This is a genomic window from Ruegeria sp. L11 (assembly GCF_056531755.1).
This window is the reverse complement of the sequence record NZ_JBQFMI010000004.1, coordinates 145,461-164,576: the sequence shown is the minus strand read 5'-3', so window position 1 is coordinate 164,576 and position 19,116 is coordinate 145,461. Positions and strand designations below refer to the sequence as shown.

The following is a 19,116-nucleotide window of genomic DNA, read 5'->3' as shown; positions in this document are numbered from 1 at the left end:
TTCTTACATGACCGATCATTCCTCGAACCAGATGTGGGGCGGCCGCTTTGCCGCCGGTCCAGACGCGATCATGGAGGCGATCAACGCCTCGATCGGGTTCGATCAGCGGATGGCAGCCCAGGACATCGAAGGCTCGCGCGCCCATGCGGCCATGTTGGCTGCTACAGGCGTCATAAGTGATAGTGACGCTGAAGCCATTCGGGAAGGGCTGCTCACCGTTTTGTCAGAAATCCAGAGCGGCACGTTTCAGTTCTCAACTGCGTTGGAAGACATACACATGAATGTCGAGGCGCGGCTAAAAGAGATCATCGGCGAGCCTGCTGGCCGTTTGCACACAGGGCGTTCGCGCAATGATCAGGTGGCGACGGATTTCAAACTGTGGGTCCGGGATCAGCTAGACGCGGCTGAAACTGGTCTGCTGGCCCTGATCCGCGCGCTTTTGGCGCAGGCCGAAGCAGGCGCCGATTGGGTCATGCCGGGCTTTACCCATCTGCAAACGGCGCAACCCGTAACTTGGGGCCATCATATGATGGCCTATGTCGAGATGTTTGGCCGCGACCTGTCCCGCGTCCGCGATGCGCGCGCGCGCATGAACGAATCCCCGCTGGGTGCTGCGGCGCTGGCCGGAACCTCGTTCCCCATCGACCGCCACATGACGGCACAGGCGCTGGGCTTTGACCGCCCCACCGCCAACTCGCTGGATGCTGTCAGCGATCGCGACTTTGCACTAGAATTCCTGTCGACCGCGTCGATCTGCGCCGTGCACCTGTCGCGTTTTGCCGAAGAACTGGTGATCTGGTCTTCGGCCCAGTTCCGTTTCGTGTCCCTTTCCGACCGGTTTTCCACCGGCTCGTCGATCATGCCGCAGAAAAAGAACCCGGATGCGGCGGAACTGATCCGCGCCAAGGTTGGGCGCATCTATGGGGCCAATACCGCGTTGATGATGGTGATGAAGGGCCTGCCGCTGGCCTATTCAAAGGACATGCAGGAAGACAAGGAACAGGTCTTTGATGCCGCCGACAACTGGATGCTGGCTCTGGCGGCGATGGAAGGTATGGTCAAGGACATGACCGCCAATCGCGACAGCCTTGCTGCTGCTGCGGGTTCAGGTTTCTCGACTGCAACCGATCTAGCCGACTGGCTGGTGCGGGTGCTAGGCCTGCCGTTCCGGGATGCGCATCACGTCACCGGATCGCTGGTGGCCATGGCCGAAGGCAAGGATTGTGACCTGCCCGATCTGACTCTGGACGAAATGCAATCGGTTCATGGTGAAATCTCGGGTGACGTCTACTCTGTCCTTGGCGTCGACAATTCGGTAAACTCGCGCCAGTCCTACGGCGGTACCGCCCCCGATCAGGTGCGGGCCCAGATCGAACGATGGAAGGCAATGGTATGACAACCGCGCTACGTGCGATCCTGATTTCGGTTTCCGGCCTGGTGTTGGCCGGGTGCGGGGCTGATGGCGAGCCTGAGCAACCAATTGCCCCTCAGCCCACGGTCAGTGCCACAATCGGGGTTGGATCAAGCGGCGCGTATGTTGGTGGGGGTGTCGGCCTAAGCCGCGGACCGCTGGGCATTTATCTTGGATTCTAATCCTTTTGAATGTTGCGCCATTGGTCTCGACACCTCATGTTGGGTCCACGTATCAATCACCTGTCACGCAAAGAAATGGTACTGAAATGAGAATACTGGGACTGGTTTCTGCACTTGCGGTTTTGGCAGCTTGTGAGCCTTCGTCAGCGCGACGCCCGGAACCTGCAGCTGAACCAAAGCAATCGGGCACCGGCATTTCAATCTCGGGCTACGGCCGCGTTGGTGTTTCAACACAAAATTAAACAAGGGCGAGGGGTTCGGAATCCATTGATCCGAAGTCCTCTTATGGTCTAAGCGCGCAGGCATGGATCACTTTTTGTACCGCGACGGCGCGCTTTTCGCCGAGGACGTCCCAGTCTCCGAAATCGCAGCCGCGGTCGGAACACCGTTCTACGTCTATTCCACGGCTACATTACTGCGGCATTTCAAACTGTTCGATGACGCGTTGGACGGCACCGATCATCTGGTCTGCTACGCGATGAAAGCGGCCAGCAATCAGGCGATCCTGAAGACACTGGCGCAAGCGGGTGCGGGGATGGACGTGGTCTCGGGCGGAGAATATCTGCGGGCGAAGGCGGCTGGTGTTCCCGGTGACAAGATCGTGTTCTCAGGCGTTGGGAAAACAGCGGACGAGATACGCATGGCGCTGAGCGGTGGCATTCGCCAGTTCAATGTCGAATCCGAGCCCGAGATGGAAGTGATCAACGCCATTGCGCTTGAGCTTGGCGTGATCGCGCCGATTACCGTCAGGGTGAACCCGGATGTTGATGCCAGGACGCATGCCAAGATTGCCACGGGCAAGTCCGAGAACAAGTTTGGCATTCCGATTGCCCGCGCCTCGGAAGTTTATGCTCACGCCGCCGACCTGCCGGGGCTGGAGGTGATTGGCATCGACGTTCACATCGGCTCGCAACTGACCGAACTTGAACCGTATGAGTTGGCCTACACAAAGGTGGCCGAGCTGACCGAGCGCCTCCGCTCTGAAGGTCACAACATTAGGCGCCTCGACCTGGGCGGTGGTTTGGGCATTCCATACACCCGGTCGAACGACGCACCGCCCTTGCCGATTGAATATGGTGCGCTGGTCAAGAAAACACTGGGCCATCTGGGCTGTGAGATCGAGATTGAGCCGGGCCGCCTGATCGCGGGCAATGCCGGGATCATGGTCAGCAAGGTCATCTATGTGAAATCAGGCGAAGGTCGCGACTTTTTGATCCTTGATGGGGCGATGAATGACCTGATCCGGCCTGCAATGTACGAAGCGTACCACGATATCATAGCGGTGCAGGAACCGGCGGCTGGCGTGGAACAGCAAGCCTATGACATCGTAGGCCCGGTCTGCGAATCCGGGGATACCTTTGCCAAGCAGCGCAATATGCCACCGTTGAAATCGGGTGATCTGGTCGCATTTCGCAGCGCGGGTGCATACGGTGCGGTGATGTCCAGCGAATACAATACCCGTCCGTTGATCCCTGAAGTTCTGGTGAATGGTGATCAATTTGCAGTCATTCGTGAACGGCCAAGCTTTGACGAAATCATAAACCGCGATACCATACCATCGTGGCTTTGACGCGATAACCGCGCGGGCCCGTCCCGGAGGCCCGTCTTGACCAACAGTACGAACCTGCCCATTCCGCGCCTGTCCCTGTGGCTAACCCATCTTGGCATGGTGGCTGAACAGGTGCTGCGCGCGTTCTGGCCTGCGTTCTCGATTGTTCTGGCTTTGCTCGCCGCTCTGATGCTGGGGCTGCAGGATCATCTGCCCGTTGAAATCGTCTGGGGTGCTGGTGCGCTCTCGTTGATCTCTTTTGGTGTAGCATCCGTCCGCGGTGTCACGAAATTCAAACTGCCGTCCCGCGCTGATGCGCTGGCGCGGCTGGATGAGGCTCTGCCCGGTCGACCTATTCAGGCTTTGCTGGATGATCAGGCAATCGGTACCAACGATGGGGACTCGGTTGCCTTGTGGCAGGCGCACAAAGCCCGCATGGCACAGCGTGCGGCCACTGCTGAGGCTGTGAAACCAGATCTTCGGCTTGCGTCGCGTGATCCGTATGCGCTGCGCTATGCCGCTCTGCTGGCATTTGTCGTGGCGCTGATCTTTGGTTCGTTGTGGCGCGTGGGTTCAGTGGCGGACATGGCGCCGGGTACAGCCGTCGCTGGACAGGGCCCAACTTGGGAAGGATGGGTGGAACCCCCCAGATACACAGGTTTGCCGACCTTATATCTTGCTGATCAGACGGGGGCGGCGCTTTCTGTTCCCAAGGGCAGTCGCATCACCTTGCGACTTTACGGTGAGGTCGGTGCACATAGTCTGACCGAAAGCAGTTCTGCCAGCGGAACCGAGGCGGCAACAGACCCGGAACAGGAGTTTGTCGCCGAACGCTCGGGTCAGTTGCGCATTGATGGTCCGGTGGGGCGGGACTGGTCGGTGCAGGTCATTGACGACGCGGCTCCGCAGATTGAAGTTTCCGGTACCGCCGAGTCTGAAGCGGGCGGGCAGATGAAGCTGCCATTTTCCGCCAGCGACGATTACGGAGTGGTTTCGGGCTTGGCCCGGATCGAGCTGGATTTGGCGGCGATTGACCGTCGGTACGGACTGGCGGCCGAGCCAGAGCCGCGCGAGGTGATCGAAATTGAATTACCCATGCCGATCACCGGTGATCGGGCAGATTTCACCGAAGACCTGATCGAGGACTTCTCGCAGCATCCGTGGGCGCATTTGCCGGTCAGGATTACCTTGATGGCAACGGATGCAGCGGAGCAGCAAACGTCTTCGGATTCCTATGAGACGGCTTTGCCAGCACGGCGCTTCTTTGATCCGCTGGCGGCAGCCGTGATTGAGCAAAGGCGCGATCTGCTTTGGTCGCGATCCAATGCGCCTCGTGTCTCGCAATTGCTGAGGGCTGTGTCGCACCGCCCTGAGGATCTGTTTCGTTCTGACACAGCCTATCTGCGTCTGCGGGTTGTTCTGAGGCGATTGGAAACTTTTCATCGATACGGGTTGAAACCCAAACAACAGGAAGAGATTGCACAAGCCCTGTGGGACCTTGCCGTGGTGATCGAGGACGGGACGCTGGCGGATGCATTGGAACGGATGCGCCGCGCGCAGGAACGTCTGACCGAGGCGATGAAGAACGGGGCCAGCGATGAAGAAATAGCGGAGTTGATGCAGGAATTGCGCGAGGCGACGCAGGATTACCTTCAGCAACTACAACGTCTGGCACAGCAAGATGGAGAAGACGGCGAACGTCAGCCCGGCCAGAATAGTGAATCTTTGCAAATGACGCAGGATGACCTGCAGCGCATGATGGACCGTATTCAGGAACTGATGGAACAAGGTCGCATGGCCGAAGCCCAGCAGGCGCTGGAAGAATTCCAGCAGATGATGGAGAACATGCGTGTAACTCAGGGTCAGGGCCAAGGGCAGCAATCCGAAGGCCAGCAGGCCATGGAAGGTCTTGCCGAAACCCTGCGCGAACAGCAGGGTCTTAGCGATCAGGCCTTTCGTGATTTGCAGGAACAATTCAACCCCGGCGCGCAATCAGGTGAAAGCCAAGGGAACGAAGGTCGCAACGGCGGGCAAGGTCGGGGGCAAAGCCACGAAGGTCAGGGCGGACAAGGTGAAGGTTCGGATCAGGCTGGAGACGGTGAGCAGGGGCAAGGCTCGCTCGCCGACCGACAGCAAGCGTTGAGAGACGAGTTGGGTCGTCAGCAACAAGGTCTCCCCGGTGTCGGCACACCCGAAGGTGACGCCGCGCGCGAGGCGCTGGATCGGGCCGGGCGCGCCATGGACGAGGCCGAGCAGGCCCTGCGTGGCGATGATCTCGCCGAAGCTATCGACCGTCAATCCGAAGCGATGGAAGCGTTGCGCGAAGGGATGCGGTCGCTGGGTGAAGCCATGGCGCAGGAACAGCAGAACCAACCAGGGCAGGGAACGCAGGACGGCGACATGCAGGCCAACAACCGCGATCCTCTGGGCCGAAACCCAGGCGCTGCGGGTTCGATTTCAACCGACGAGAACCTGTTGCAGGGCGAAGACGTTTATCGCCGGGCGCGCGAGTTGCTGGATGAAATCCGCCGTCGGACCGGTGAAACAGATCGTCCCCAGATCGAGCTGGAATACCTCAAGCGGTTGCTGGAGCGGTTCTAGCCCTTAGTTCTGCGCACCGGATCCTGCCTGAGTTTCGAGCCAGATGCGCGCCTGATCCACCAGCGACACATATGAGCTGAGCAACGGATCGGCCTGCGGTACAGCCTCGCTGATCTGGCGGGCATTCCCGTAGATCAAGTACAGAACCACGCCGATGATCAGCATCAGCGCAAAACCGCGCAAGAACCCACCGGACTTGCGAGGCGCCTGCGCCTCATCTTCTGCCGGGTCCGACCGCATGCTCGAGTTGATGGCATCGACATCCGGCAGTGCATCCTTTTGCCCGGCATCTACAGCGGTTTCCGAAGTTGCAGGGCGTTTGGGCCTGACCTTTGGCTCTGGCGGGGCTTCCAGGCCCAGATCGGGCTGGCTTTCCAGACCACCGCCTTCCTGCGCACGCAACTCCGCTTCTCGTGCGGCTTCTTCTTTCAGGATGCTGGCAACTGATGGGGCGACATTTCCTGTGGATGCCGCAGGTTTTTCAACCTCTGGCGCTGTTTTTTCTGCGGGCTCGGCGTCCTTCTGGGCCTCGACCTCGGTGTCCGATGTATCTGCCTCAACAGGCTTGTCCTCGGGCGCGTTCGGTTCATCCGTCTGCTCGGATGGATGCTTGGCCTGAAACCAAGTCTGATCGCAGTTCGAACACTGCACGTCGCGGCCTTCCTCGGGGATGACCTCGTCAGGAACTTCGTACTGCGCAGTGCAATTCGGACATGTAAGACGCATACTGCCTCCTCGGCCGGATGAAGGGCCGATAATAGTTTTTTCAGGGATGATATTCCGTTAAGACCCAACAGCAAAGGGCGTTTTCGGTTTCATAGGTCAAGTGTCACCAATTGGACTCGGTAGAGCCATTGAAACCGTCGCCCTGCTCGGGCAAGAAGAGCGGCAAAATATTGGGGGCACGTGTGATCGAGCTGGAAAATGTCAGCTATACCTACGGTGGCGGCGAGTTGCTGAGCGATGTCTCGGTTCAACTACAGCCGGGGTCGTTCCACTTTCTGACCGGTCCGTCAGGAGCGGGAAAGACGACATTGCTCAAGCTGTGTTACGGGGCACTGTTACCAACCTCGGGACGTCTCAGCGTGTTTGATCAGGATATCTCGGCCCTTGATCGGGATCAGCTGGCCGTGCTGCGTCGCCGTGTTGGCGTTGTTCATCAGGATTGCCAGTTCCTTGACCATATGACGCTTGCCGAGAATGTCGCCTTGCCACTGATGGTCTCTGGGCGCGGGGAATCGTCCGGGCAAGACAATCTGACCGAACTGCTCAGCTGGGTGGGGCTTGGTGCACGTCTCGAAGCGCGGCCACCGGAATTGTCCGGCGGTGAACGTCAACGGGCGGCTCTGGCGCGCGCCGTCATCCTGTCGCCCGATGTCATATTGGCTGATGAGCCCACGGGCAATGTCGATTGGGAGATGTCGCAACGTTTGTTGCACCTGCTGGTCGAGCTGAACCGTATGGGAAAGACCGTTCTGATTGCCACCCATGACCTGAGCCTGATCCGCGCGGCAAAAAGTCATGTTCAGGCCCGTGTTTTGCGGATTTCGCAGCGAAAGCTGCATCTGGCGGGGGCAGACCTGTGACTGGGGCTGATATCCGAAACTTGCTGCGCGGCGATACCCGTGCTGACCGTGTTGTTCCGCCAACCGGCTACACCGCGCATCTGACGCTGTTTGTCGCTGGTGCTATGGCATTTCTTGCTGTTTTTGCTTTGGCTTTGTCCCTCGCCTCTGGCCGCATCGCGGATCGGTGGGCCTCGGAACTGGCGGGCGCTGCAACCTTACGCATCAACGCACCGGCCGAGCAGCTTGCTGCCCAGACAGAAGCGGCATTGACCGTCCTCAGCCAGACACCCGGTGTCGCATCCGCCCGTTCGCTTAGCGCAGATGAACAAGCCGCGTTGCTGGCACCATGGTTCGGGCCGGACCTGCCGTTGGATACTTTGCCAATCCCGCAGCTGATCGAGATCATCGAGGGCGAACCGGGACTGGATGCGCTCGGGCTGCGATTGCGATTGGGGGCCGAGGTACCCGGCGCGGTTCTGGATGATCATACGCGATGGCGCGAACCGCTGGTTGATGCTGCGATGTCCCTGCGTCGTTTGGGGTGGATCTCTATCCTGCTGATCGGTGGCGCGACCGCTGCGATGATTACCCTTGCGGCCAACGCATCACTTGCGGCCAATGCGCAGATTATCGAGGTCCTGCGATTGGTTGGCGCACAGGATGGTTTCATCGCAGGTGCTTTTGTACGGCGGTTTACCTATCGCGCGTTTTTCGGCGCCTCGGTTGGGACCCTGCTGGGAATGACAGGTGTCTTGCTTTTGCCCGAAGCTTCGGACGCGGGCGGATTTCTGACCGGAGTTGGATTTCAGGGCAAAGACTGGGTATTGCCGGTTCTTATCCCCGTCCTTGGGGCAGCCGTTGCCTTTGTTGCCACATGGGCCGCGGCCCGACGCAAGTTGAAGGAGCTTTCCTGATGTTGACGGCAATTCAGTGGGTTCGTTCCCTCATCTTCATGATTGTGATCTATGCCTGGATGCTGATCCTTGGCATCGCGTTTCTGCCTTATGCGCTGTTTTCTAAAAACGGTGCGCTGAAAGCGTGCAAAACCTACGCCAAAAGCACCATGTGGCTGGCACGGTGGATGGTTGGTATCCGCTGCGAGGTGCGGGGCAATGCCCCAACGAATGAAGTGGTCATCGGGGCCAAACATCAGTCGTTCCTTGATATAATCATGATTTTCGACGCCATTCCGCACGGCAAGTTTATCATGAAGCGCGAGCTGTTGTTCACACCCGTCATTGGCATGTATGCACGACGCCTTGGCTGTATTCCGGTCAATCGCGGCAAGCGCGGAGCGGCTGTGGCAAAAATGGTCAAGGACGTCTCAAAAGAATTCTCCGAACCCGGTCAGCTGGTGATCTATCCGCAGGGCACGCGTGTGGCACCGGGAGTAAAGAAACCCTACAAGGTTGGTACAGCGGTCCTGTATGAAGGCCTTGGTTTTCCATGCGTTCCGGTTGCGACGAATGCTGGCGTGTTCTGGCCCCGTACAGGCGTGATGCGTAAACCCGGCCTTGCCATTGTAGATTTTCTGGAGCCGATCAAACCAGGTGTTGCCCGCGATGAGTTCCTCGCGCGGTTGGAGGAAGTCATCGAAACACGCTCGAACGAATTGATGCGCGAAGTGGGGTTTGATCCTGATGGAATTCATTGAAAAAGTAGAAGATCTCGAGGCGTTGTACGGAACGCCGGGTGCTGCTTCGTTGCGAAAGGTCGTTCGACACTTAACTCCGCTCTATCGCAAGTGGATTGAAGCCGCGCGCCTTTGTGTTCTCAGTACAGTTGGTCCCGAGGGTGTGGACGGAAGCCCACGTGGGGACGACGGTGCTGTTGTGCGTGAGTTAAACCCAAAAACGCTGGCGTTGCCTGACTGGCGGGGAAACAACCGCCTGGACAGCTTGCGCAACATTGTTCGGGACCCGCGCGTTTCGCTGATGTTCTTTGTGCCGGGTTCTGACAATGTCGTTCGGGTAAACGGAACAGCCCGATTGACCGCAGACGCGGCATTGCGCAACCAGTTCGAAAAGGCTGGCAAGGTTCCGGCGACGGTTATCGTCGTGCAGATTGACGAGATTTACAGTCAGTGCGCGCGTGCACTGATGCGCGCCCGCACTTGGACTTGTGGCGACGAAAGCAAGGACCTTCCGACGATTGGGCAGCTTTTGTCGGAGGCGTCAGAGGGTGAAGAGGGCGGCGCGCAATATGACAAAGACTGGGCTGCACGCGCCGCCAAGACAATGTGGTAGGTAGCGGACGGTTGTTCAGTCAAGCTGCGGCGGCTCCGATTCTGGACACTTTTTTGATCCAGCGATCAACGCTGCCCGGTTTGGGATAGCTTGCGCCTGCAAAGTAAGTGAATCGCGTTGGTTTGAAGCCAACAAAACCGAGGATCTGGCCCCGAACCTGTCGAATAAGCGCTTGCCTGTACATCAGGCGCATGAACCAGCCCGGCGTATCTGAGGTCAGGATAACGCGTGCCGTGCGTCCGGTCAGCATCGGGGCTGGCAGGCCAGCCATCGTCGTGTTGCGGGTGTCGAATGTCCGCCCCGGTATGAACATCCGGTCAATCAATCCCTTGAGTTTTGCAGGCAGCCCGCCCCACCACATAGGTGTGGTCAGGACCAGATGGTCGCTCCATTCGAAGTCCTGCAACACGTGTTCCAGAACCGGTTCAAGCGGCTTGAAGTCGTGATAGTTGCCCTGACCGAAATCAAAATCGAATTGCAAGTCGCTCAGATGGACTATTCGGACATCATGTCCGTTTTTGCGGGCTGCCTCGCCATAGGTTTCTGCGAATGTGCGTGACAAGCTGCTTTCTGCCGGATGTCCATCGAGGATGAGGATTTTCTTGGGGTGCATTGGGGTTCTCCTGAAAATGACCGTGGTCAGTTTATAGAATCAAAAAATGACCACGGTCAATATAAAATTTGACCACGGTCAAAAAATGTGCGACTGAGCGGTATGCAAAAAACGATCCAGAAACGTACGATCAAGACCCGCGCCAAGCTTCTATCAGCTGCGGAAGAGGTTATCCGACATGGCGGATATGAAGCATTGCGGGTGGAAGAAGTTGTAAAGGCCGCGGGAGTTGCCAAGGGGACCTTCTTCGCGCATTTCCGCGACAAGGACGCACTGATGGAAATCCTGATCGCGGACAAGCTGAATGCCTGTCTGGATCAGGCCCAATCCGAAACTCCACCCAAAACGGTACCAGAGATCATCGCATCGCTGGAACCGGTCCACGAATTCATGACATCCGAACGGTACGTGTTCGATCTGTTGATCAGATACTCGGGGGCAACGGCCATCGCAGATATTGGGCCGATTGCCTATTGTTTTGAACGATATTTTCGGGTCGTGATGATGTGGCTTGAAACCGCAGAGGTACGCAAGGATGTACCATCCGAGCTGTTGGCAGAAGGCGTGCAGGCCTTTGCCATTCAGGCCATGTCCTTACAGTATTGTGCGTTGCATTCAGCGACAACGTTCACAGACAGGCTGGAAACATATCTGGATGCGTGGTTGACCCCGGCAGGCTGATCGCTGCCAGGGTCAAGGTTGTCAGCTGTGGATCGGGCCGTCCCCGCAGGCCAGGGCAGCCTCGCGCACCGCTTCGGAATACGTCGGATGCGCGTGGCAGGTGAGCGCCAGGTCCTCGGCAGAAGCACCGAATTCCATTGCCACACAGACCTCGTGGATCAGATCACCCGCGCCGGGGCCGATGATATGGGCACCCAGAATGCGATCAGTTTCCTTGTCGGCCAGAATCTTGACGAACCCGTCTGCCGCAAAATTCGCCTTGGCACGCCCATTGCCCATGAACATGAACTTACCGACCTTATAGGCACGACCCTGATCCTTGAGCGTCGCTTCGGTTTCACCGACATTCGCGACTTCTGGCCAGGTGTAGATCACGCCCGGAATCACGCCGTAGTTCACATGACCGTGCTTGCCTGCAACCTGTTCGGCAGCGGCCATTCCTTCGTCTTCGGCCTTGTGTGCCAGCATCGGGCCTTCGGTCACGTCGCCAATTGCATAGATGCCCGGCACGTTGGTCTGCCAGTCGGCACCAACCTTGATCTGACCACGTTGGGTCATCTCGACGCCCAAAGCGTCCAGCCCCAGACCATCCGAATAGGGTTTGCGGCCCGTGGCGACCAGCACAGTGTCGGCGTCGATCACATGTTCACTGTCGTCTTTGAGCAGCTTGTAGGTAACTTTGGCCTTGGTCTTGGTCGCTTCGGTTTTCTGCACCGCTGCACCCATGATGAAATTCAGGCCCTGTTTCTTGAGAATGCGCTGGAAGGTTTTTTGCACCTCAGGGTCCATGCCCGGCGTGATCTCCTTGAGGAACTCGATCACGGTAACTTCAGCGCCCAGGCGGCTGTAAACCGATCCCAGTTCCAGCCCGATCACACCCGCGCCGATCACAACCATTTTCTTTGGGACCTTGTTCAGCGACAAAGCACCGGTTGAAGTCACGACAACCTTCTCATCAACTTCAACACCGGGCAGAGAAGATGGTTCCGATCCAGAGGCGATGATAATGTTCTTGGTCTCGTGGACCTCATCACCCACCTTGACCTGACCTGCGGCTGGGATTGATCCCCAGCCTTTCAGCCAGTCGATCTTGTTCTTCTTGAACAGAAATTCGATGCCCTTGGTGTTGCCGTCGATGACCTCGTCCTTGTAGGCCTGCATCTGCTTCCAATCGACCGAAGGCGCTTTGCCCTTCAGGCCCATCTTGGCAAAGTTATGCTCGGCCTCGTGCAGCTGATGGCTGGCATGCAGCAGCGCCTTCGAGGGAATGCAGCCCACGTTCAGGCAAGTACCGCCCAGTGTTTCGCGCCCTTCGACCACGGCGGTTTTCAAACCCAGTTGAGCGCAGCGGATCGCGCAGACATAGCCGCCGGGTCCGGCGCCGATTACGATGACGTCATAATTTGCCATTACATTCTCCTAAATCGACCGGACGTTCCGGCGCTTCCCCGACCCGATTTGGCGGGTCGGAAATAGTCGTTGTCAAACAGGTTCCAGCAGCTTGATCGAGATATGGGCAATTCCGCCCCGCTCGTGATGCATCGCCAATTCTTCGGAACCAAAGAAGGCATTGGCCTTGTCCAGGTTTGTAACCTCGAACATCGCGATGGCGTGGTCTTTTTGGTTGGGGTCGCGCCAGACATGCAGGTCGCGGATACCCGCGGCCTTGCGCATCGGTTTGTCCTCGCGGAACACTTTCAGCCAGGCGTTGAAATCGGCCACGTCGGCTTGCCAAAGGACATGCGTTGCCATGCTTACAGGTCCATCAGCAGGCGGCGCGGATCTTCCAGCGCCTCTTTCACACGAACGAGGAAGGTAACGGCACCTTTGCCATCGACAATCCGGTGGTCATAAGACAGGGCCAGATACATCATCGGGCGGATCTTGATCTCACCATTGATGACCATCGGGCGGTCCTGGATCTTGTGCATGCCCAGAATACCCGACTGAGGGGGATTCAGGATCGGCGAGGACATTAGCGAGCCATAGACACCACCGTTCGAGATGGTGAAGGTGCCACCCTGCATCTCAGCCATGCTCAGCTTGCCGTCACGGGCGCGCTTGCCCTTTTCGGCGATGGCTTTTTCGATCGCGGCAAAGGACATGCTGTCAGCATCACGGATCACGGGAACGACCAGACCCTGCGGCGTACCAGCGGCAACGCCCATATGCACGAAGTTCTTGTAGACGATGTCGGTTCCATCAATCTCCGCATTGACCTCGGGCACTTCTTTCAGCGCGTGGCAGCAGGCCTTGGTGAAGAAGGACATAAAGCCCAAACGCACGCCATGCTTCTTCTCGAACTGGTCTTTGTACTGATTGCGCAGGGCCATGACCTCGGTCATGTCCACCTCGTTGTAGGTGGTCAGGATCGCAGCGGTGTTTTGTGCATCTTTCAGGCGCTTGGCGATTGTCTGACGCAGGCGGGTCATCCGCACGCGTTCTTCGCGGGCCTCGTCCTCGGCAGCCACAGGGGCGCGTGGGGCTTGGGCCACAGGGGCGGGCGCAGCCGCCGCAGGTACCGGGGCTGAAACTGCTGCAACGGCTTTGGCTACGTCTTCCTTCATGATGCGACCGTCGCGGCCTGTTCCGGTGACCTGATCAGCCGACAGTCCGGCTTCGGCCATTGCTTTCTGGGCGGACGGTGCGTTTGCGACGTCTTTTCCGGTGCTTGTTGCTGCGGGCGCCGCCGCTGCTGCCTGGGCCGGCGCGGCTGCTGCACCAGCGGCAGCTCCGGAGATGACAGCCAGCTTGGCAGCCGCATCCACGGTCGATCCTTCTGGAGCAACGATTTCCGCAAGAACACCCGAAGTCGGTGCGGGAACTTCAACCGAGACTTTATCGGTTTCCAATTCGCACAGCATCTCATCCTGCGCGACGTTGTCGCCAACCTTCTTGAACCAGGTCGAAACGGTTGCCTCCGTCACAGACTCACCAAGTGTCGGAACCATCACGTCAACCGACCCACCTGATGCGGCAGGTGCCGCTGCCGGGGCTGCGGCTGGCGCCGGGGCTGCGCCTTCGCCCGCCGCAATCGTTGCCAGCAAGGCGTCAACACCAACGGTTTCGCCTTCGGCTGCCACGATTTCACCCATTACACCCGCTGCGGGAGAAGGAACCTCGACGGTGACCTTGTCTGTCTCCAGCTCACACAGCATCTCATCCATGGCGACCGCATCACCGGGCTTTTTGAACCAGGTTGCAACTGTGGCTTCGGTGACCGATTCGCCAAGCGTGGGAACACGAACTTCAATCGTCATCGCTTACTTTCCTTCAATGCTCAGCGCTTCGTTAACCAGCGCTTCTTGTTGGGCTTTGTGTTGGCTGGCCAGCCCCGTTGCGGGCGAGGCCGATGTGGCGCGACCGGCATAGGTCGGGCGAGTGTGTTTAGCATCGATACGGGACAGGACCCATTCGATGTTGGGTTCGATAAAGGTCCACGCACCCTGGTTCTTGGGCTCTTCCTGACACCAGACCATCTCGGCATTCTTGAACCGTTCGAGTTCGTTGATCAGTGAATGTGCCGGGAACGGATAGAATTGTTCGATCCGCATCAGGTAGATGTCGTCGATGCCACGCGCGTCGCGTTCCTCAAGCAGGTCGAAATAGACCTTGCCGGAACACATGACGACGCGCTTGATCTTGTCATCGGCCACCAGCTTGGTGTCAGAGTTGCCCTTCTGCGCGTCATCCCACAGCACCCGGTGGAAGCTGGAGCCTGTGGTGAAGTCGTCCGCCGTGCTGACGGCCAGCTTGTGACGCAGCAGCGACTTCGGTGTCACCAGGATCAGCGGTTTCCGGAAAGTACGGTGCAACTGACGGCGCAGGATGTGGAAATAGTTCGCGGGTGTCGTACAGTTCGCCACGATCCAGTTGTCCTGACCGCACATTTGCAGGAACCGTTCCAGACGCGCTGACGAGTGTTCCGGGCCTTGCCCTTCAAAGCCATGCGGCAGCAGCGTGACAAGACCGGACATCCGAAGCCACTTGCTTTCGCCCGAGCTGATAAACTGGTCGAACATGATCTGCGCACCGTTGGCAAAGTCGCCGAACTGCGCCTCCCACAGAACCAGAGCGTTCGGTTCTGCTAGCGAATAGCCGTATTCGAAACCCAGCACCGCGTATTCCGACAGCATCGAGTCGATGACATCGTATTGGGATTGCCCGGAACGGATGTTGTTAAGCGGGTAATACCGTTCTTCGGTTTCCTGATGAACAAACCCAGAGTGACGCTGGCTGAAAGTGCCCCGTGTTGCATCCTGTCCGGCCAGACGCACGGGATATCCTTCGGTCAGCAACGAGCCAAACGCCAGTGCCTCGCCCGTGGCCCAGTCGAAGCCTGCACCAGTCTCGAACATCTGTTTTTTATGTTCCAGCAACCTCTCAACAGTTTTGTGCATTGCGAAATCGTCAGGAGCCTTGGTCAGCGCGGCTCCGATTTCCGCCAGTGTCTCTGCCGAGATCGCTGTTTCACCCCGGACATAATCATCCTTGTTCTTGTCCAGATGCGACCAGCGCCCATCCAGCCAGTCGGCCTTGTTGGGTTTATAGTCTTTCCCGGCCTCGAACTCGTCGTTCAGGTGGGCCTGAAAAGCGGCCTTCATATCTTCGACCTCACCCTCAGGGATCAGCCCGTCCTTGACCAGCCGCTCGGTGTACAAGGAAAGCGTAGTTTTATGGGTTTTGATCTTCTTGTACATGATCGGGTTGGTGAACATGGGCTCATCGCCCTCGTTATGGCCAAACCGGCGATAGCAGAAGATGTCCAGAACCACGTCTTTATGGAACTTCTGGCGGAACTCGGTCGCCACTTTCGCGGCGTGAACAACCGCCTCGGGGTCGTCGCCGTTCACATGGAAGATCGGGGCCTCGACCATCAGCGCGATATCGGTGGGATAGGGGCTCGAGCGGCTGAAATGCGGCGCGGTAGTGAACCCGATCTGGTTGTTCACCACGATATGCATGGTGCCGCCGGTTCTGTGCCCTTTCAGGCCTGACAGGCCAAAGCCTTCGGCCACCACACCCTGACCGGCAAAGGCCGCGTCACCGTGCAGCAAAATGGCCATGACCCTTGTGCGATCTGTATCGCCCAGTTGGTCCTGCTTGGCGCGGACCTTACCCAGAACCACCGGGTTTACCGCCTCAAGGTGAGAGGGGTTGGCGGTCAGTGACAGGTGCACACTGTTGCCATCGAATTCGCGATCGCTGGAGGCGCCGAGGTGATATTTCACGTCGCCAGAGCCATCCACGTCTTCGGGCTTGAAGCTACCGCCCTGGAATTCGTTGAAAATCGCGCGATAAGGCTTGCCCATCACGTTGGCCAGAATGTTCAGGCGACCCCGGTGCGGCATCCCGATGACGATGTCACTAAGGCCAAGCGCTCCACCGCGCTTGATGATCTGTTCCATCGCCGGGATAAGCGCCTCGCCACCGTCCAGACCGAACCGCTTGGTACCCATGTACTTGACGTGCAGGAACTTCTCGAAACCCTCGGCCTCGACCATTTTGTTCAGGATCGCCTTGCGGCCTTCCTTGGTGAACTGGATTTCCTTGCCATAGCCCTCGATCCGCTCTTTCAGCCAGGCGGCCTCTTCCGGGTTCGAGATATGCATGTATTGCAGCGCAAAGGTGCCGCAGTATGTGCGTTTCACGATTTCAACGATCTGCCGCATCGAAGCGACCTGCAGTCCCAGCACGTTGTCGATAAAGATCGGGCGATCCATGTCGGCATCGGTGAAACCGTAAGTCTTCGGGTCCAGCTCAGGATGGGTGCTGGCAGCGCGCATGCCCAGCGGGTCCAGATCCGCGGCCAGATGGCCCCGGATGCGATAGGCCCGGATCAGCATCAGTGCTCGCAAACTGTCCAGCACGGCGCGTTTGATCTGGTCGTCGCTGACCTCAGCCCCTTTTTCAGCCGCCTTGTCCTTGATCTTCTTGCCCGCCGCTTTGGCGTCAATCTCGGCCCATTCACCAGTCAGCGCACCAGTCAGGTCGTCTGCTGGCATTGGCGGCCAGTCGGTGCGCGCCCAGGACGGGCCTTCGGCTTCGCGTTGAACATCGGGGGCATCATCGCCCATGGCATCAAAGAACGCGCCCCATGCGGCGTCCACCGCACCGGGGTTCTTTGTGTATTGCGCATAAAGCTGCTCCAGATATTCGGCATTATGCCCCTGCATGAAGCTTGAGGCATGAAAGGCGGAATTGGGCGAATGTTCGGTCATAGGGCTACCTCTGTTGGGTTGGGACCGTATTGATTGGTGCCTGGCTGGCTGGGGCGTGTCAGCCACCATAGAACCAGGAGGGGCGACACCACCAGTACCAGTAGTGTCGGAAGAACGATGAGCAACGTGGCGCGGGTGAACAGGATATCTAGCCTGCCGCCATGCTGGAAATGAGAGGCCAAGCCGATACCGAAAACGAGCACAGCTCCGGCGCCAAGGATCAACAGGATCGGCAGCAGAGCATACAGCCCGCTGCGACCGGTATCGTGCATCCGCCGGAAAGCAACTGCCAGATGGGGAAAGAAGACGATCAGGCTGACGATGCCCTGCACCGGTTGCGAGGACGTGGCCGACACGGATTTGGATGTTTCGGTTTCGGTCACTGCAACTTGAGTGAAGAACTGCGCATCGATGATCCCGGCAATGATGTTCCAGATCACGATGAACAGGAAAAAGAACCAGTATTCGGGGCGTGATGCGCGACCTGAGAAGGTGAAAAACTTGGAGAAGCAGGTGCGGATGGCGTCGGAGAAGGTCATGCGGTCACTTCTCCATTTGGTACACCAAACCGGTTGTTCCCCGGCTCAGACGCGACCAGCATCATTCCGATGATATTTGCTGTTACCATCACACTCGCGACGAGTGCCGCTAGAAACATCGGCCCAAGGGTCAGGAATGCCAAGATCAGCCACAAAATTGGCCCACCTATCAATAAACTGAACAACAAGAAGACCTGGTGCCCAATCCAGATGAGTATAATTGGCATGAAAGGATACAGGGCCTGGTGACCATCTTCTCCAGTATCTTGTAACCGTCGGCTCATAGCCGCGAGCAAAGGGATAGAGGTTGCCATCACCACTATCAACCGCCCGATTCCCCAGCCGAAGGAAACACGCCAGTCAAGATGCAGAGTTACAATTATTGGCATCATAGCCGCCAAAGGTGCGAACCACCAAAACTCGGCGCGCGTAGCCCTGCCTGAAAAGACGAGTGCTTTTCGAATACCAGTCGATATGGCTTGTTTCGGCCCCATTAACACTCACTTACTCGGCGGCACTGCCGGGGCAGCGCCCGACCGCCCCATGGGCGGGTGCGTTGCACCCACCCGCAGTCGGGCGCTGCCCTCTGCACACATGTGCGACCGGCAGCCATCACTTACCCAATCGCTTCCAACACAGCCTCACCCAGCTGTGCCGGGCTTTCGGCCACGACGATACCGGCCGAGCGCATGGCTTCGATCTTGTCCTCGGCACCGCCTTTGCCGCCGGCGACAATCGCGCCCGCGTGGCCCATGCGGCGGCCCGGAGGGGCTGTGCGGCCTGCGATGAAACCTGCAACCGGCTTTTTGCGGCCCTTCTTGGCCTCATCCGCCAGGAACTGTGCGGCCTCTTCCTCGGCCGAACCACCAATCTCGCCAATCATGATTATCGACGTGGTCTCGTCGTCCGCCAGGAACCATTCCAGCACGTCGATATGCTCAGTTCCTTTGATCGGGTCGCCGCCAATGCCCACACAGGTGGACTGGCCCAGTCCTACGTCCGTTGTCTGTTTCACGGCCTCATAAGTAAGTGTACCCGAGCGGGAAACGACACCCACGCTCCCGCGTTTGTGAATATGGCCGGGCATGATGCCGATCTTGCAGGCGTCGGGCGTGATGACACCGGGACAGTTCGGGCCGATCAGGCGCGACTTGCTGCCTTCCAGCGCGCGTTTCACCTTCATCATATCCAGAACCGGGATGCCTTCGGTGATGCAGACAATCACTTCCATCTCGGCATCAATCGCTTCGAGGATCGAGTCCGCCGCGAATGGAGGCGGTACGTAGATCACCGATGCGTTGGCTTCGGTCACGTGCTTTGCCTCGTGGACCGAGTTGAACACGGGCAGGCCCAGATGCTCCATCCCGCCTTTGCCCGGGGTTACGCCGCCAACCATCTTGGTGCCATAGGCAATGGCCTGTTCGCTGTGGAATGTACCTTGCGAGCCGGTAAAGCCCTGACAGATCACTTTGGTGTTTTCGTCGATGAGGACTGCCATTTTGTCC

General features: G+C 58.3%; 18 protein-coding genes. 9 read left to right on the top strand and 9 right to left on the bottom strand.

Annotation, left to right across the window (positions count from 1 at the left end):
- The first annotated feature begins 7 nt into the window (after positions 1-7).
- The 4 genes from argH (at position 8) to ACR0CE_RS10665 (ending at position 5,743) form a co-directional block, all read left to right on the top strand.
- Positions 8-1,396, top strand: a complete 1,389-nt coding sequence (gene argH, locus ACR0CE_RS10680) for an argininosuccinate lyase (protein ID WP_480832312.1) — start codon at positions 8-10, stop codon at positions 1,394-1,396.
- Positions 1,393-1,593: an argininosuccinate lyase gene (locus tag ACR0CE_RS10675; RefSeq protein WP_209598657.1), complete on the top strand. Its 201-nt coding sequence runs from the start codon at positions 1,393-1,395 to the stop codon at positions 1,591-1,593. The genes argH and ACR0CE_RS10675 overlap by 4 nt, the downstream gene beginning before the upstream one ends.
- 304 nt (positions 1,594-1,897) lie before the next feature.
- Positions 1,898-3,163 (top strand): diaminopimelate decarboxylase, encoded by a 1,266-nt coding sequence (lysA, locus tag ACR0CE_RS10670; protein ID WP_480832310.1) that lies wholly within the window; start codon positions 1,898-1,900, stop codon positions 3,161-3,163.
- A 96-nt stretch (positions 3,164-3,259) separates the two neighbouring features.
- Entirely contained in the window at positions 3,260-5,743 is a 2,484-nt protein-coding gene (locus ACR0CE_RS10665; protein WP_480832438.1) for a TIGR02302 family protein, read from the top strand.
- 3 nt (positions 5,744-5,746) lie between these two features.
- Here the strand turns inward: ACR0CE_RS10665 and ACR0CE_RS10660 are convergent, their stop codons facing one another.
- The gene (locus ACR0CE_RS10660; RefSeq protein ID WP_209506564.1) at positions 5,747-6,469 is read right to left on the bottom strand and encodes a zinc-ribbon domain-containing protein; all 723 of its coding nucleotides are present in this window, start codon (positions 6,467-6,469) and stop codon (positions 5,747-5,749) included.
- Between the two features lie 182 nt (positions 6,470-6,651).
- Here ACR0CE_RS10660 and ACR0CE_RS10655 point away from each other — a divergent pair, with 182 nt between their 5' ends.
- The 4 genes from ACR0CE_RS10655 to ACR0CE_RS10640 are packed head-to-tail and all read left to right on the top strand — an operon-like array spanning position 6,652 to position 9,557.
- Entirely contained in the window at positions 6,652-7,329 is a 678-nt protein-coding gene (locus ACR0CE_RS10655; protein WP_209506709.1) for a cell division ATP-binding protein FtsE, read from the top strand.
- Positions 7,326-8,225 (top strand): cell division protein FtsX, encoded by a 900-nt coding sequence (locus ACR0CE_RS10650; protein ID WP_480506720.1) that lies wholly within the window; start codon positions 7,326-7,328, stop codon positions 8,223-8,225. Before ACR0CE_RS10655 ends, ACR0CE_RS10650 begins: the two co-directional genes overlap by 4 nt.
- Positions 8,225-8,965 (top strand): lysophospholipid acyltransferase family protein, encoded by a 741-nt coding sequence (locus ACR0CE_RS10645; protein ID WP_480832307.1) that lies wholly within the window; start codon positions 8,225-8,227, stop codon positions 8,963-8,965. Before ACR0CE_RS10650 ends, ACR0CE_RS10645 begins: the two co-directional genes overlap by 1 nt.
- Positions 8,952-9,557 (top strand): pyridoxamine 5'-phosphate oxidase family protein, encoded by a 606-nt coding sequence (locus ACR0CE_RS10640; protein ID WP_480483127.1) that lies wholly within the window; start codon positions 8,952-8,954, stop codon positions 9,555-9,557. The genes ACR0CE_RS10645 and ACR0CE_RS10640 overlap by 14 nt, the downstream gene beginning before the upstream one ends.
- A gap of 19 nt (positions 9,558-9,576) precedes the next feature.
- On the opposite strand, the gene ACR0CE_RS10635 is transcribed toward ACR0CE_RS10640, so the two are convergent.
- A complete protein-coding gene (locus ACR0CE_RS10635) occupies positions 9,577-10,170 on the bottom strand; it encodes an NAD(P)H-dependent oxidoreductase (RefSeq protein WP_480483129.1) in 594 nt (197 codons plus the stop codon).
- Between the two features lie 102 nt (positions 10,171-10,272).
- Between ACR0CE_RS10635 and ACR0CE_RS10630 the strand changes: the two genes are divergently transcribed.
- Positions 10,273-10,851, top strand: a complete 579-nt coding sequence (locus ACR0CE_RS10630; RefSeq protein ID WP_480506724.1) for a TetR/AcrR family transcriptional regulator — start codon at positions 10,273-10,275, stop codon at positions 10,849-10,851.
- Between the two features lie 21 nt (positions 10,852-10,872).
- Here the strand turns inward: ACR0CE_RS10630 and lpdA are convergent, their stop codons facing one another.
- From lpdA to sucD, 7 genes are all read right to left on the bottom strand, one after another.
- Entirely contained in the window at positions 10,873-12,261 is a 1,389-nt protein-coding gene (gene lpdA, locus ACR0CE_RS10625) for a dihydrolipoyl dehydrogenase (RefSeq protein ID WP_480832304.1), read from the bottom strand.
- 72 nt (positions 12,262-12,333) lie between these two features.
- Positions 12,334-12,603 carry a hypothetical protein gene (locus ACR0CE_RS10620; protein ID WP_480832302.1) on the bottom strand — a complete coding sequence of 90 codons (270 nt, stop codon included), beginning with the start codon at positions 12,601-12,603 and terminating at the stop codon, positions 12,334-12,336.
- A gap of 2 nt (positions 12,604-12,605) precedes the next feature.
- Entirely contained in the window at positions 12,606-14,111 is a 1,506-nt protein-coding gene (odhB, locus tag ACR0CE_RS10615; RefSeq protein ID WP_480506728.1) for a 2-oxoglutarate dehydrogenase complex dihydrolipoyllysine-residue succinyltransferase, read from the bottom strand.
- 3 nt (positions 14,112-14,114) lie between these two features.
- Positions 14,115-17,072: a 2-oxoglutarate dehydrogenase E1 component gene (locus tag ACR0CE_RS10610; RefSeq protein ID WP_480832300.1), complete on the bottom strand. Its 2,958-nt coding sequence runs from the start codon at positions 17,070-17,072 to the stop codon at positions 14,115-14,117.
- Positions 17,069-17,611 (bottom strand): DUF805 domain-containing protein, encoded by a 543-nt coding sequence (locus ACR0CE_RS10605; protein ID WP_480832298.1) that lies wholly within the window; start codon positions 17,609-17,611, stop codon positions 17,069-17,071. The genes ACR0CE_RS10610 and ACR0CE_RS10605 overlap by 4 nt, the downstream gene beginning before the upstream one ends.
- A complete protein-coding gene (locus ACR0CE_RS10600) occupies positions 17,608-18,105 on the bottom strand; it encodes a DUF805 domain-containing protein (RefSeq protein WP_267363203.1) in 498 nt (165 codons plus the stop codon). The genes ACR0CE_RS10605 and ACR0CE_RS10600 overlap by 4 nt, the downstream gene beginning before the upstream one ends.
- A gap of 122 nt (positions 18,106-18,227) precedes the next feature.
- A complete protein-coding gene (sucD, locus tag ACR0CE_RS10595; protein ID WP_209506539.1) occupies positions 18,228-19,109 on the bottom strand; it encodes a succinate--CoA ligase subunit alpha in 882 nt (293 codons plus the stop codon).
- Positions 19,110-19,116: the final 7 nt, after the last annotated feature.